13 protein-coding genes are annotated in these 15063 nt (G+C 36.7%); 6 read left to right on the top strand and 7 right to left on the bottom strand.

Going from position 1 to position 15063, the window contains the following annotated elements:
• Window positions 1–15: 15 nt before the first annotated feature.
• The 4 genes from CQ046_RS17435 to CQ046_RS17420 form a co-directional block, all read right to left on the bottom strand.
• A complete protein-coding gene (locus tag CQ046_RS17435) occupies window positions 16–621 on the bottom strand; it encodes a hypothetical protein (protein WP_105703502.1) in 606 nt (201 codons plus the stop codon).
• Complete coding sequence (locus CQ046_RS17430) at window positions 611–1045, bottom strand: RNA polymerase sigma factor (RefSeq protein ID WP_410493691.1); 435 nt, start codon at window positions 1043–1045, stop codon at window positions 611–613. The genes CQ046_RS17435 and CQ046_RS17430 overlap by 11 nt, the downstream gene beginning before the upstream one ends.
• 99 nt (window positions 1046–1144) lie before the next feature.
• Complete coding sequence (locus CQ046_RS17425) at window positions 1145–2020, bottom strand: TraB/GumN family protein (RefSeq protein ID WP_105703500.1); 876 nt, start codon at window positions 2018–2020, stop codon at window positions 1145–1147.
• 156 nt (window positions 2021–2176) lie between these two features.
• Window positions 2177–3088, bottom strand: coding sequence for a DUF4349 domain-containing protein (locus CQ046_RS17420; protein ID WP_105703499.1), 912 nt, complete (start codon window positions 3086–3088; stop codon window positions 2177–2179).
• 208 nt (window positions 3089–3296) lie between these two features.
• Here CQ046_RS17420 and CQ046_RS17415 point away from each other — a divergent pair, with 208 nt between their 5' ends.
• Window positions 3297–4655: an acyl-CoA dehydrogenase family protein gene (locus tag CQ046_RS17415; protein ID WP_105703498.1), complete on the top strand. Its 1359-nt coding sequence runs from the start codon at window positions 3297–3299 to the stop codon at window positions 4653–4655.
• A 60-nt stretch (window positions 4656–4715) separates the two neighbouring features.
• Here CQ046_RS17415 and CQ046_RS17410 read toward each other — a convergent pair whose 3' ends face one another.
• Entirely contained in the window at window positions 4716–5093 is a 378-nt protein-coding gene (locus tag CQ046_RS17410) for a DoxX family protein (protein ID WP_105703497.1), read from the bottom strand.
• Window positions 5094–5244: 151 nt separating this feature from the next.
• Between CQ046_RS17410 and CQ046_RS17405 the strand changes: the two genes are divergently transcribed.
• Window positions 5245–5499 carry a bacteriocin-like protein gene (locus CQ046_RS17405; protein WP_105703496.1) on the top strand — a complete coding sequence of 85 codons (255 nt, stop codon included), beginning with the start codon at window positions 5245–5247 and terminating at the stop codon, window positions 5497–5499.
• A gap of 123 nt (window positions 5500–5622) precedes the next feature.
• Here the strand turns inward: CQ046_RS17405 and CQ046_RS17400 are convergent, their stop codons facing one another.
• On the bottom strand, window positions 5623–6735 hold the full coding sequence (locus CQ046_RS17400; RefSeq protein ID WP_105703495.1) for an AI-2E family transporter: 1113 nt from the start codon (window positions 6733–6735) through the stop codon (window positions 5623–5625).
• Window positions 6736–6940: 205 nt separating this feature from the next.
• On the bottom strand, window positions 6941–9346 hold the full coding sequence (gene lon / locus CQ046_RS17395) for an endopeptidase La (protein WP_105703494.1): 2406 nt from the start codon (window positions 9344–9346) through the stop codon (window positions 6941–6943).
• A gap of 260 nt (window positions 9347–9606) precedes the next feature.
• Between lon and CQ046_RS17390 the strand changes: the two genes are divergently transcribed.
• The 4 genes from CQ046_RS17390 to CQ046_RS17375 all read left to right on the top strand — a co-directional run bounded on the left by CQ046_RS17390 (window position 9607) and on the right by CQ046_RS17375 (window position 15061).
• The gene (locus CQ046_RS17390; protein ID WP_105703493.1) at window positions 9607–11760 is read left to right on the top strand and encodes a SurA N-terminal domain-containing protein; all 2154 of its coding nucleotides are present in this window, start codon (window positions 9607–9609) and stop codon (window positions 11758–11760) included.
• Window positions 11761–11889: 129 nt separating this feature from the next.
• The gene (locus CQ046_RS17385) at window positions 11890–12840 is read left to right on the top strand and encodes an MlaD family protein (RefSeq protein WP_105703492.1); all 951 of its coding nucleotides are present in this window, start codon (window positions 11890–11892) and stop codon (window positions 12838–12840) included.
• A gap of 8 nt (window positions 12841–12848) precedes the next feature.
• Window positions 12849–14186, top strand: a complete 1338-nt coding sequence (locus CQ046_RS17380) for a (Fe-S)-binding protein (protein WP_105703491.1) — start codon at window positions 12849–12851, stop codon at window positions 14184–14186.
• Window positions 14187–14275: 89 nt separating this feature from the next.
• Complete coding sequence (locus CQ046_RS17375; protein ID WP_105703490.1) at window positions 14276–15061, top strand: (Fe-S)-binding protein; 786 nt, start codon at window positions 14276–14278, stop codon at window positions 15059–15061.
• Window positions 15062–15063: the final 2 nt, after the last annotated feature.

The following is a 15063-nucleotide window of genomic DNA, read 5'->3' as shown; positions in this document are numbered from 1 at the left end:
TAAGAATTTAAGATTTTATTCTTCCATTTCGTTCAGAATCTTTTCCAATTGTTTGGCACTTCTTCCATAGATGTATTTTGTCCAGAGAACAATGCTTGTTATAATCCCTAAGGTTCCTATAAGCACGGCAATAATTAATCCCTGCTGATGAGAAGAGGTGAGTTCTGCTAGAGATTTCCCCTGCTCTTCCATTGTGTTATAAATGAAAAGCCCTATTGTTACCAGAAAATGAGGAAGCAGCAAAAATCCAAAAGACTGGTATCGTTCCATATTCAGACGTAGTTCGTGGTATATTTTCCAAAGGCTGTTTTTGGTATTTCCGGTATAGAGCTCTGTCTGTTTGTAGAATTTATAAAATCCTAACAGATAGTATGATGAAATAACCACCATCATGGTATAAGATACATAGTAAATAATGTATTGTGAAGAAGGAAATTTAAACTGAAGAGGGAAAAAAGCGATCAGAATGATGGCAACAATCTGCATCGGAAATTCTTTTTTCATATTTTTCTGAATCTTTTCTATAGGATGTTTACTTTCTTTTAATTGCTGTATGGTATCAGGAATATGGACGTCGCTGTCTTCTTTATTCCACTGTTCTTTTAATTGATCAAAATTCATAGCCTGATTTTTTTATGATTTGCTGTATTTTTTCTTTTGTTCTGTTGAGTTTTACGCGGGCATTGCCTTCACTAAGTCCTAAATTGCTTCCTATTTCTTTGTGAGACATTCCTTCCATGAAATAAAATATGACGGCTTTTTCTAATGAGTTCAGCTCCTGAACGGCATTGTAAAAAATTTCCAGCTGCCTGTCTTTTGTAGGATTGTAATCCTCCTGCTGTACTTCAAAATGAGTGGGAGCCTCTGCATGATTAGTAGATCTTTGCTTTTCCTTTTTTAAATAGGTAATTGCCGTATTGATCGCAACCCGATACATCCAGGTAGAAAATTCACTGTTCCCTTTGAAGTTTTGGTAGGATTTCCAAAGCTGGATAAGAATCTCCTGCTGAAGGTCTTCCCGGTCCTCTACGGAATCTGCATAGATCCGAGAGGCTTTGTATAAAATCCCTTTGTGCTGGTTGACGAGCTTTAAAAAAGCAGTTTCAGTTGGATTACTCACAATAGTTTCATGGTTTGGTTACGATTATAAGCTTGACACAGGTTTTACGGTATAGCCTTTTGCCTTTAAAAGAGGGATAATTCCATTTCTACCCATAAGATGGGAACCTCCAACGGCAAAGAAAGACCCTTCTTTTTTCATGATTTCCGGCATTACTTTTACCCAGTTTTCATTTCTGTCGGTCAGCATTGCTTTTTCCTGTTGAGCATTCATAAATCTTTCATCCTTGAAAAGACTATAAAGTGACTGTGCGTTTTCATTTTTAAAAGCCTCAATCATCTGTCTGAACAATATTTCATATTCCTTATCCATTTTGAGTTGGGTAATGGTACTTTTCAGGTCGTAGGCTTTGGTGATGGCTTTCATTTGATGCTCTACTTTTTCAAGTCCTTTGATGCTCTTCTTGTCTTTTATTGCTTTCTGCAGAAGTTCCATTTCGTAAAGCTTTATTTCAGTCTTGGGACAAGGAATCGCTTTGGTTGAAAGCAAGGTATAAAGTGCCTGAGGACTTGAAGAATCAATGCTTTTCAGATCCGTTCCGTAATTGGCGAGAATGGTATTCAACTCTTTAGCTTCTTCAGGAGAGAGCTGATCTGATATTTTTTTATCGGTCTGAAACATTTTTTGCAGTGACATCATTTCAGCAGGATCTGTATAATTGATTTCCATGATAAAGTTGTCAGATTTTTCAAGAGCTTTCAATACCTTAGGTTTAATCTCAAAATCTTTACTGCATAAGATATGAAAAGTTCCGGTAATGTAAGATGGTTTAGTGAGGTCGTTCCCTGAGACTTCCCAAAGCAGGCTGTTGTCTTTTCCGGTGTTTGAATCCTGTGCTTTTGTGGTCATGGTGCTCATTGATAATAATGCTGCGAATCCAAGTTTTATTAAATTTTTCATGGTATTAATTTTTTTGATTTTCTGTTCTTTTAAAGAGTAGGTAAAGCAGGTATTACAATCGTTACAGTTTTTTTCAAAAAAAATAAAAACCTCCCGGAAATAGGAGGTCGTAAAATCTAAAATTATGATGATAACCAATTGGTTAGGATAGCTTTTTTATTCCTGGTTTTTTGGCTGTGCATGTTTTGAAACTTTTCTTTTTCTTAAAAAATAGATAATTATTGCAGCAATTAGTACAAGAGGCCATACATTGATGAGAGCCACTATGCTTCTCTGAATCAGATAGAATCCGTATACAAAACCATCTTTTGCATCGTAAATGAAATTGTATTTATATTTATTATCAATGCTTGTTGTGTTGGTGACAGCTATTTCAGCAATGCGCAATTGAGGCTCTTTAATGTAAATGTCAATCGTGCTGTATTTCAAATCATCTGTCATGTTCATGCTGGAAAGCTTTTGAAGGTTTCCTTCGGACATATTTTTATCGTCCAGAGTTACTTTATCCTTATTTGTTTTTAGCTTGCTGATATTTTCAGAAGTCTTTTGATTTCTTTTTCCTTCCAGTTCAGAATATTTGATGTTAGCGGTCACGTCTTCCGCATTAATGGATCTAGAATTAAGAAATAATTTATTGGTATTGATTGCGGTTAATAGTTCACCGAGCTTTTCCGTAGGAATGCGTACCTGCATTCTGTTTTCAGTCTGATACTTTTTTACCAGCATAGCCTTTTCATTGGATGTATTGTAGGTGTTTTCAGAAACCACGTTACTTTGAAGATTGCTATTCGTAACAAAACCTCCAAGATCCTGTACAGATTTTTCAATGGCAATAGTGGCGTTATATACATCTTTTACTTCCATATTCACATCCGCAGTTTTGATGAATTGTTTGTCTTTTACTTTCATATCTGCAACGGAGGAGATGCTGTCTGATAGAACCACTGCTGCAGAGTCTGTAGTAGCATAAGCTTCAAGTTCTTTAGAGGAGACTTCTCCCTTTTTACATGAATAAATTCCTAATAAAAGAACAGCAGATAGAGATAATGTAATGTAAGTAGTTTTCATAGCGTTGATTTTTGTTGTTTTCCTGAAGTCAAAGTTCAGTCAGTATCTTTTGTAACGCTTGAAAATCAAAAGTAAAAAGCTTGTAAATAAAATGTGATCTTTTAATTTATTGAAATTGAGTGTTTTGTAAAACGGTGTTGACCTTTGAGCTTTGTTTTCGGAGCAATTTTTGCTTATCTTTTACAAACCAAAACTACAATCTATCACTATGTCAAATACTTTTTCAAAAATCAGAAATGCAATAGGATTATTCACATCCATAGATTTCGATCAGCTGAGTGCTATTTCTCAAAAAGTAGATCTGCCCAAGCTGATGCATAATTTCTCAAAACTGGATGATAAACAGCTTTCCGGACTCATGAAAATGCTTGATCCGGAAAAGAAAAATAAAGAACTTCCACCCATTGACGGCGATTTTTACGATATCTACCACACTCTTACCCCTGAACAGCGTGAAATTCAGTTGAAAGTAAGAGCATTCATGGAAAAAGAAGTAAAACCTTTGGTAAATCACTACTGGCTTAGGGATGAATTCCCTTTTGAGCTAATCCCAAAATTCCAGAAACTGGATATTTGCGGGGTTACCTATGAAGGGTATGGCTGCCCGGGAATGCCTTTCCTGATGGAAGGGGTTATTGCGATGGAAATGGCCAGAATAGACGCTTCTATTGCTACTTTCTTTGGAGTACAATCCGGATTGGCAATGGGTTCTATTTATATCTGCGGATCTGAAGAACAGAAGCAAAAATGGCTTCCACAAATGCAGAAATTTGAAAAAATAGGCGCTTTTGGGTTGACAGAGCCGGAAGTAGGTTCAGGAGCAGCAGGCGGACTTACTGTAACCTGTAAAAAAACACCGGAAGGCTGGGTTCTCAACGGTCAGAAAAAATGGATCGGTAATGCTACCTTCGCTGATCTCATCATTATCTGGGCAAGAGATCTGGACAGTGGAGAAGTGAAAGGATTTATTGTAGAAAAGGATAATCCTGGATATTCTGTCGAAAAGATCAAAGGAAAAATGGCTTTAAGAATTGTACAGAATGGATTAATCACATTGAAAGACTGTCTTGTTACCGAAGAAAACCGTTTGCAGAATGCCAACTCCTTTAAAGATACAGGAAAAGTACTGAGAATGACCAGAGCAGGAGTAGCATGGATGGCTACAGGCTGCGCACGTGGAGCTTACGAAAGTGCATTGGATTATACCCGAAAAAGAGAACAGTTTGGAAGGCCTATTGCTTCATTCCAGATGATTCAGGGGCATTTGGTAGAAATGTTGTCAAACCTTACCGCCATGCAGACTATGGTTTTCAGATTATCCGAAATGCAGGATGAAGGAATTTTAAAAGACGAGCATGCTTCTTTAGCTAAGGTTTTCTGTACACTTAGAACAAGAGATATCGTTTCCAGAGCAAGAGAAGTACTGGGAGGAAACGGAATTCTGCTGGAATACGATGTAGCCAGATTTGTTGCTGATGCAGAAGCTATTTATTCCTATGAAGGAACAAAAGAAATCAATTCATTGATTGTAGGGCGTTCCATTACAGGATTCAGTGCCTTTGTATAGGGAAGAGGTAGCGGATGGCAGGTAATAGGTTGTAGGTACTGCAACCTATTACCTGCCATCTTATGAAACTAAGTGTTTATATTTTTCCTTGTTGTCAATAATCATCCAAAGATTAATCAGGAACATTACTCCGGCAATCCCCATTCCCATCGGAGATTTATCCATAGTGAATACGTGGGTCACAATTCCTACCATGACAGGTAAAATAACAATGGCTCCCAGCGCTCGTGTTTTTGGAAAGATAAATAATAATCCGCCAATGACTTCTACAATCCCTACTAATGGCATCAGCCAGCTGATTTCTCCAAAAGCAGCAAAGAGCTTCATTTGCTCCGGAGTAGGTTTTTCCATCGGCATATAATTAAAAAACTTGTTTAATCCGGCATTAACAAACATAAGCCCGAAAAGTAAGCATAAAATGAATTTTATTATTTTCATGATTGATGATTTTATATCAAATGTAAAATAAAAATAGGATTTATTGATTTATTTTTTATAAAAAATATACAATTAATGTTAATGATAGGTTAATGTTGGTTTTTGAATAATTTTATTTTCTATATTTGATTTACAAATTAAACTAATAATTATGTTGAAAAATCTTAAAAAATTAAACCGTACAGATTTAAGAGAAATCCAAGGTGGAGGTGGAATCGGAAAATGTGATATAGGACCTATTGGATGTCCTTGTAAAATCCCACCTGGGGATCCTTGTTTAGGAGGCGGTGGCGGAGGAGGAACCACTCCAACGCAGGATTATGGATACTGCCCGGATAGTCAAACTTATATTCTGTGCACAGAAACCTGTCCGAATGGAATGAGTCCTTTGTGTGCTCTTCCTTAAATACAATAAAAAAAGACTGTCTTGAAAAAGACAGTCTTTTTTTATTTAAAGTTTAAGATTTAAAGAATCAAAGCAACGAGTATGTCAATTATTACTCATTGCCAATTACTGATTACTTATATCTTAGTCCATTTCTTTCAGCGTAATATTCTTGGATATCTTATAACTTTTTTTCTTTTTATGAGGTTTCTGTTCTTCTCCGAGCAATCTTCCCCATGGTTTGAGATCTTCCACTCTTTCACAGATGATTTTTATAATTGCAATGGCCGGAATACACAGGAACATTCCTGCAATTCCCCAAAGATGTTCCCCTAAAAGAATACCAATAAAGGAAAATAAAGCATTGATTTTTACCTTTGAGCCTACCACAAATGGCAATACGATATTACCATCTACAGCATGAATGGCAATATAGCCGAAAGCAACATAAATACACGTTGAAGGAGCCGTAGTGGCAAACGCTATAAAACAGGAAATTAAAAGAGAAATAAAAATTCCCAGATACGGAATAACGTTCAATAATCCTGTTAAAACTCCTAAAAGAATAGCATATTTTACCCCTAAAATGGTAAGAAGAGTTGAAGTCAAAATAGATACGATAACCACCTGAAGAAATAATCCGAAGATATATTTCTTGGTCATGACACGAATCTCACTTACCGCTTCCTGTACACTTGCTTTATGTCTTTCGTTGAAAACAGTAACGATAAAATTATTTAAAAGCCTTCTGTAATTTAAAATAAAGATAAAAAACAGTGTGAAAAATATAATAAACCCGAATCCTGTTGAGAATATACCGAATGTAAAACCTAAAATCATTCCCGAGGAAGACAAAAGTTTATTCAGCCCCTGATTGATGTAATCTACTTGTTCATCTACTTTTACATTGAATGTTTTGGAAACCCAGTGCTGCAAACTATTAAAAACAGTAGTGAACTGTTCTTTAAGGTGGGGAAGATCTTTGCTGAAATCAGAGAGCTGATTGGTAAAGAAATAAATAATACCCCCTAAAATCATCAGCATAATAAAAACGGAAGTCATTGTAGACATAGATCTTGGGAATCTTAACTTTTTTTCCATGAAAGTGGCAGCCGGTAAAAACAGCATAGCCATCAGGAAAGCAAGAAAAAACGGAGCTAAAATAGTCTGTCCTAATGCCAAAAGATAGCCAAGACCAATGATGGAAATCACCACAAGCGTAAGCTTGACAAGGAAAGGAAGTCTAAGAAAATTCATAATCTAAAAATATGCGGTGTAGAATAAAAATAAGAAAACCCCTCTGAATTGAAAAATTTTTTATTCAATCCTTCGGAATTATCTTGTATTCAGCAAATTTTATTCCACCTGATAATAAAAGCTAAGCTTTTTGTAATAAAACAGAAACACGCCCTGAATATCAGAACGTGTTTCCTTATTGAGAAGTTAATATGTTATAAGTTGTTTATTCTTCAATGGCAATATCAATCACCTCTTCCATTCTGTTGACATAGTGTACTTTAAGGTTTTTTAAATAATCCTTTTTGATCTCTTCTACGTCTTTTCTGTTGGCTTCACAAAGAATTACATCTTTAATTCCTGCTCTTGTTGCCGCAAGAAGTTTTTCTTTAATTCCCCCTACAGGAAGTACTTTTCCTCTTAGTGTAATTTCCCCTGTCATGGCAAGGTGAGGTTTTATCTTTTTGTTTTTGAAAGAGGATACCATAGATGTAAGCATTGCAATACCCGCAGAAGGTCCATCCTTAGGAGTTGCCCCTTCCGGAACGTGAACGTGAATGTTTTTCTTGTCCAGTTCTTCCTGAGGAATTCCCAGTTCATCATGCTTTGCTTTAATATATTCCAGCGCAATCGTAGCAGATTCTTTCATCACTGTTCCAAGATTTCCGGTCATGGTTAAAGAACCTTTACCGTTGCTTAGGATACTTTCAATATAAAGAATATCTCCGCCTACACTGGTCCAGGCAAGACCCGTTACCACACCAGGAACTCCGGTAATTTCGGATAAGCTTTTCGGTCTTGGAACGCCAAGAATTTCATCTACTTTTTCTACTGAAATTTTTGAATCATATTCCTTTACCAAAGCAGTCTGTAGTGCTACCCATCTTGCAACGGCAGCAATTCTTTTCTCCAGTGTTCTTACACCGCTTTCTGAAGTATGTGCTTCTACAATATGTTTAAGTTCTGCATTGCCAAGTTTGAATGATTTTGCATCCAGACCATTTTCCTCCTGTTGCTTCTTGATTAAATGTCTTTTAGCAATCTCAATCTTTTCCTCCAAAGTATAACCGGCAATCTGAATGATCTCCGTTCTGTCCAAAAGAGGAGTCTGTATTGTTGAAAGAGAGTTAGCCGTAGCAATGAACATTACTTTTGATAGATCGTAACCCATCTCAAGGAAATTATCATAAAAAGACTTATTTTGTTCAGGATCAAGAACTTCTAAGAGTGCTGAGCTTGGATCTCCATGAAGACCCTGTGCGATTTTATCAATCTCATCAAGAACGATTACCGGATTTGAAGTGCCGGATTTTTTGATAGACTGCAAAATTCTTCCCGCCATAGCTCCGATATACGTTTTTCTGTGTCCTCGGATTTCACTCTCATCATGAAGACCACCTAATGATAGTCTTACATATTTTCTTCCTAAAGCATCAGCAATTGATTTTCCTAAAGAGGTTTTACCAACACCTGGAGGACCTACCAATAAAAGGATAGGAGATTTCATGTTGTTTTTTAATTTTAAAACAGCCATATGCTCCAGGATTCTTTTTTTGATGTCTTCAAGCCCGAAGTGCGCCTTGTCAAGCACTTTTTCAGCCTTAGCAATATCAAAAATGTCTTTTGTATAAGTCTCCCAAGGAAGATCCGTAAAGAAATCCAGATAATTTCTTTGTACGTTATAGTCCGGAGAATTAGGATTCTGACGTTGCAGTCTGCCAATTTCCTTCTGGAAATGTTCTTCTACTTCCTTGTTCCATTTTTTTGTTTTCGCCTTTGCAATAAGATCTTCAACATCGCTCTCAGGGCCACCACCCAGTTCTTCCTGAATGGTTCTGATTTGCTGATTCAGAAAATACTCTCTCTGCTGTTTGTCCAGATCCTTGGAGGTTTTCTGATGAATCTGATTTCTCAGTTCCAGTTTTCTGAAATCCTCATGCATCATTTCGTAGCACTGGTTGGCTCTTATCATCAGACTTTTCTCTTCAAGAAGCTTTTGTTTTGCAATGGAAGAAAAATTGGCATTTGTACAGATGAAATTCAGAAGATCATCATTATTATTAATATTTTTGATTGCAAAATTGGCAGCATTAGGAATATTAGGATCCAGTTCAATAATTTTTAAAGCAAGATCTTTGATGTTTTCCAACAGTGCTTCATATTCATCCTGATTTTTAGGACGTGTATCTTTTAATTTTGAAATTTCTGCTCGGAAATAAGGCTGGTTTTCAATGATTTTTTTAATCTTAAATCGGTGGAACCCTTTAGTAATAGCAGTAATATTACCTTCCGGAAGCTTGATGATCTTAATGATCTTTGCCAATGTACCGGTAGAATAAATATCTTTTTCGGAAGGTTGTTCCATATCCGAATTTTTCTGGCTTACTATTCCAATAAAATCACCGTTCTTCTGTGCTTCCTCAAGAAGCTGTATAGAGGTTTTTCTTCCGGCAGTAATAGGGATTACCACGTTAGGGAACATAACCATATTTCTTACGGGAAGTATCGGGAATATTTTCTGTTCGGAATTTTTATCAGTCTCTGCGAAGTCGGAAAGATTGATTTCTTCAGCTACGATATCAAATCCATCGCTGATCATTTCTTCTAAACTTATATCTTCAAATTCTGTCATAGTCAATCGAATGACAAATTGTCATTTTCGTTTTTTATCGTTAAAAGGATTTTTTATAATATGTTCTGAAAACGTGTGTCATATTATAATATTCTAAAAATGCACAATACTTATGCCATTTGTTTTTTACTTAAAAATACGGTCAAAATTTCCTTTTTTAGATAATCTTTACATTAAAAATCAAAATAAAGCAGTTCTGTTTCTGTAATTTCTTAAAAATGTGTATTTTCGCAAACTGATAAAAAACTATAATTTATAAAATGGCAATTTTAGGACAGATTAGGAGTAAGCCTTGGCTTTTAATGGGAGTAATAGCCTTAGCGCTTTTGGCGTTCCTGGTGAACCCCGATAGTATCGACAAGGTTTTTGGTAAGAATCCTGACGTTTTAGGAAAAGTAAATGGTGAGAAAATCACCCGCGAAGAGTTCAATGATCAGCTTTTCGTGTTGCAGCAACAGGCTGATCAGCAAGGGCGTCCGAAAAACGGTCTTGAAGAGCAGGCTTGGCAGTTACTTGTACAATCTAAACTTATCAAACAACAGTTTGAGAAATTGGGCTTTGAAATGACTGATGATTATTTCTGGAATCAAATCCAGTACGATCAGATGTTTGCTCAGAATCAACAGTTCTTTGATGAGAAAGGTAATTTTAAAACTCAAGAGCTTAAAAAAGAAATTGAAACATTAAAAAACACCAATCCTGAAGGATATAATCAATGGTTGAAAACTAAAAAGACTATTGAGTACAGACTAATGGCAAGACAGGTGTTTACCAATATTTCAGCAGGTATCACTACCGGTAAGAAAGAAGCCGAAGAATTGATGAAGCAGAGAGATCAGCTTGCAGATATCGACTTTGTGAAAGTAGATTATGCAGCGTATCTTCAGAAAACGAAGATCAATGTTACAACACAGGATCTTGCGAACTACATCAAGGATCACCCTGTAATGTTCAAAGCTGAGCCAAGCAGAAATATCGGTATCGTATATTTTCCATCAAAACCGAGTGCAGCTGATGATGCTGCAACGCTGAAAGAAATTACAAAATTGTATTCAGGAGGTACAGATGCAAGTGGAGGTACAGAAAACTTCCAGAATACGAAAAACGACTCTATGTTTGTTACGGCAAATTCTGATGCGCCATTCAACCCACAATATGTGAATCCTGCACAATTGCCTCCAACGATCAAAGATCAAATTGCTACAGCTGCAGTAGGGCAAACTTTTGGTCCTTACAAGGAGCAAGATCTTTATGTAGTATCTAAATTGGTAGGTAAAAGAGCTTCAGACTCTACATTGTCAAGACATATCCTTATTGCATTCAAAGGAAGTCCTGCTGGTCAAGGAGTAACAAGAACTAAAGAGCAGGCTAAGAAATTAGCAGACTCTATCGGAGCTATCGTAAAAGCAACTCCTGCTAAATTTACAGAATTCCTTAAGCTTTCAAGCGATCCGAATTCTGCAGCACAGGGAGGTAGCCTAGGATGGACAACTCCTGAAACACCTTTCGTTCCTGAATTCCTTACTTACCTTGCAAACAATCCTAAAGGAGCTACAGGTGTAGTAGAAACTCAATTCGGTTATCATATCATCAATATTGAAGATAAGAAATCGGGATCTATGGGGTATAAAGTTGCCAACCTAGTGAAAGGAATCAAACCTTCAGATGCTACTGAGGCTGAAACAGATAAAAAATCAAGAAAATTCATTCAGCAGGTTCAGGGGAAATCTTTCAACGATTTCGTGAATATTGCTAAAAAAGGAAATTATCAGTTCTCTAATCCAAAAGCAGCAAAAAGATTTGAAGGTCAGCTTCAGGGCTTAGGTACTGAAAAAGATCTGGAGATCCTTACTTGGGCTTTCGATAAGAAAAGATCAAAAGGAGATACTGAATTATTTACTGTAGAAGGAACAGGTGATAAAATTGTAGTGTATCTAAACGGAAAACAAGATGCAGGTCTTGCAGATCCAGAATCTGTAAGAGATCAAATCGAAGTTTTAGTTAAAAATAAATTGGCTGCAAAGCAAATCTCTGATAAAATTACTGCAGCAAAAGCTTCAAGTTTAGATCAGGTTGCTAAATTATTTGCAGCTCCAAAACAGTCTGCTCAGGTAAATCTACTGAACCCTTCAGTTGCTGGTGCAATGGAACCTAAAGTTGCCGGTGCTGCATTTGGTGTTGCAAAAGGTAAGCTTTCCAACCCGGTTGAAGGAGGAACAGGTGTTTATGTTTTGATCAAAAAATCAGAAACAGTAAACAAACAGCCTGGAGATCTTAAGCAGTTTACAGAGTCTCTTACTCAGAGAAATTCTGGGATGTTCGGACAGGCTTGGATGAAGAGTCTTCAGGACAATGCAGATATTGAAGATTTCAGAATTGAGATCTGGAATAAGCTGGGAAATCAACAACATTAAGAAATTCATTTCAAGAATATAAAAAGCGACAAAATTTTTTGTCGCTTTTTTTTGTATTTAACGCAGAATAATAAAGGAAAAGATTTGTTTAAAATGTATTATATTTGCTTATTAGAAAAAAATTAGCAAGTGAAGTTCAGTAAAGAATTAAAAGCTGGTGTGATCACACTTCTGGCCATTGTAGGTTTTGTGGTGTTGTTTCAGTTTATGAAAGGGAAAAGCCTTTTTACTACCGATAATATATTTTACGCAAAATATGACAACGTAGAAGGCCTGGCGCAGTCTTCGGCTGTTTCTATCAACGGTCTTAAAGTAGGGCAGGTGGATAAAATTATTCCTCTTACTTCAAAAGACGGGAAAATTAATTTTGTCGTAAAAATTACAGTAGATAATAAATTTGAATTCTCAAAAAATTCATCATTAGAAATTTTTGAACCAGGATTAATGTCTGGTAAAGAAATGAGAGTAAACCTTGCATACGGAGGTCAGACGGCCAAAGATGGAGATACTTTGAAAGGAGCTTTCAAACTGGGAACACTGGGAAGTCTTTCTTCTCAGGTAGGTCCGGTAAAAGATCAGCTGCAGGTAGTTCTACACAGAGTAGACTCTCTAATGGCCAATGCCAATCTGCTTGTAGATGCTCAAAACAGAGCTGAAATAAAAGCTTTATTATCCAATCTTAACAAAACAGTAGGAGCATTACAGACTACAGCAGGAAGTGTAAACAGCCTGGTGGGACACAATGACCCTAAATTACAGAAAGTATTGGACGATGCAAGCCTTACCATGCAGAGTGGAAAAGTGACTTTGGACAAATATGGAAATTTGGCTCAAAGTATTGATACTAAACAGTTGAATTCAACAATTGCCAATTTAGATGCAACTGTAGGAAAATTGAATCAGGTGATTGGCGGTATTGACAGAGGAGAAGGAAGTTTAGGTAAAATTATGAAAGACGATCAGCTTTATAACAACCTGAATTCGGCTTCTACTAACTTGAATTCATTAATCGAAGATATGAAAGCGAACCCGAAGAGATATATCAACTTCTCGGTTTTCGGTAAAAATAACAAAGACTAATACACCTTATGCAGTACATTGGTAATATTATTTTCCTGATTTTATTAGTGGCAGGATTCGGGCTGTTTGCTAAAAGCCTGCTGAAGATCTACAGAAATATCAGGTTAGGTCACGAAATCAATAGAAACGATAGAAAATCTGAACGCTGGAGCACCATGGCACGAGTTGCTATGGGACAGAGTAAAATGACAGCACGCCCTGTTGCCGGAGTTCTACACCTTTTTGTATATGTAGGTTTTGTGATTATTAATATCGAATTAATAGAAATCATTGTTGATGGAATATTTGGGACGCATCGTTTTCTGGCTTCGGTTTTCGGACACGTATTCTACAGTTTCTTTACAGCAACATTAGAGGTCCTGGCACTTCTTGTGGTAATAGGAGTGGTAGTTTTCTTTATCAGAAGAAATTTCTATGGCGTCAAAAGATTAACGATGAAAGAACTTTTCGGTTGGCCAAAAAATGATGCAAACTGGATTTTGATTATTGAATTTGCCCTGATGGTGGCTTTCTTTAAAATGAATGCATCAGATTTTATTTTACAGTCGAGAGGTGTTTTACCAGTACATGGAAGCTTCCCGATCAGTGAAATGACATTGGTTCCGTTTTTAGAAATTTTCAGTTTTGATAACGGATTTTTGATGTTCACTGAAAAAGCGGCATGGTGGTTCCACTTTGTAGGTATCCTGTTCTTCATGAACTATCTTTATTATTCAAAACACCTGCATATTATTCTTGCATTTCCAAGTACATGGTATGCAAATCTTGATAAAAAAGGAAAATTCAACAATCTTGAGTCTGTAACGAAGGAAATCAAATTGATGATGGATCCCAACGCAGATCCTTATGCTGCTCCGGCTGAAGGTGCTGAAGCGGATGTACCTTCTAAATTTGGTGCTGAAGATATCTTTGACCTGAATCAGGTACAGTTGCTTAATGCTTATTCTTGTACAGAATGCGGACGTTGTACCTCCGTATGTCCTGCTAATATTACCGGTAAAAAGCTTTCTCCGAGATTGATTCTGATGAAGACCAGAGACAGATTGGAAGAAGTAGGAAGAAATATTGATCAAAACGGAAAATTCGTTGACGACGGAAAAAAACTGTTGAATGATTATATTACAAAAGAAGAACTTTGGGCTTGTACTACATGTAATGCATGTACAGACGCCTGCCCGGTATTGCTTGATCCACTTTCCATTATTTTTGAAATGAGAAGATTCCTGGTGATGGAACAGTCTGCTGCTCCACAGGAACTGAATCTGATGATGACCAATGTGGAAAACAACGCAGCGCCTTGGCAGTATAATCAGGCTGACCGTCTGAACTGGGCTACAGAAAACTAGATAACTAATCAATTTGTAAGTTTGAAATTGATTACAGTCTGCAACATTTTCAAATTTCCAAATTCTCACATTTTCAAATTGAAAAAGAAATGGATTTCAATATAAAAACAATGGCAGAATATGCTGCCGAAGGAAAAGCCCCGGAAGTTTTATTTTGGGTTGGATGTGCGGGAAGTTTTGATGACCGTGCTAAAAAAATTACAAAAGCATTTTGCAAAATATTAAATAAAATAGGAGTTGAATTTGCCGTTTTAGGACAGGAAGAAAGCTGTACCGGAGATCCTGCAAAAAGAGCCGGAAATGAATTCGTATTCCAGATGATGGCGCTTACGAATATTGAAGTCCTGAATGCTTACGAAGTAAAGAAAATCGTAACGGCTTGTCCACACTGTTTCAATACCCTGAAAAATGAATATCCAAGCTTAGGTGGGCACTTTGATGTAGTACACCACACTCAGTTCCTTAAAACTTTGATGGAAGAAGGAAGATTGAAAATAGAAGGCGGAGCATTCAAAGGAAAAAAGATTACGTTCCATGATCCATGTTATTTAGGCCGTGCCAATGACGAATATGAAGCTCCAAGACTATTATTAGAGAAGCTGGATGCAGAGCTTGTAGAAATGAAGCGTTGCAAAACCAAAGGTCTTTGCTGTGGAGCAGGAGGTGCACAGATGTTTAAAGAACCTGAAAAAGGAAATAAAGACATCAATATTGAAAGAACGGAAGAAGCTTTGTCTTTTGAGCCTAAAGTAATTGCTACCGGATGCCCTTTCTGTAATACCATGATGACGGATGGTGTAAAACACTTTAACAAAAATACTGAAGTAGCCGTAAAAGATATCGTTGAACTTCTTGCTGAAGCAGAAGACTTATAATT

The sequence above is a fragment of the Chryseobacterium sp. MYb7 genome, assembly GCF_002979455.1.
In the GTDB taxonomy this organism is placed as follows: domain Bacteria; phylum Bacteroidota; class Bacteroidia; order Flavobacteriales; family Weeksellaceae; genus Chryseobacterium.
This window is presented reverse-complemented; position numbering and strand designations above follow the sequence as displayed.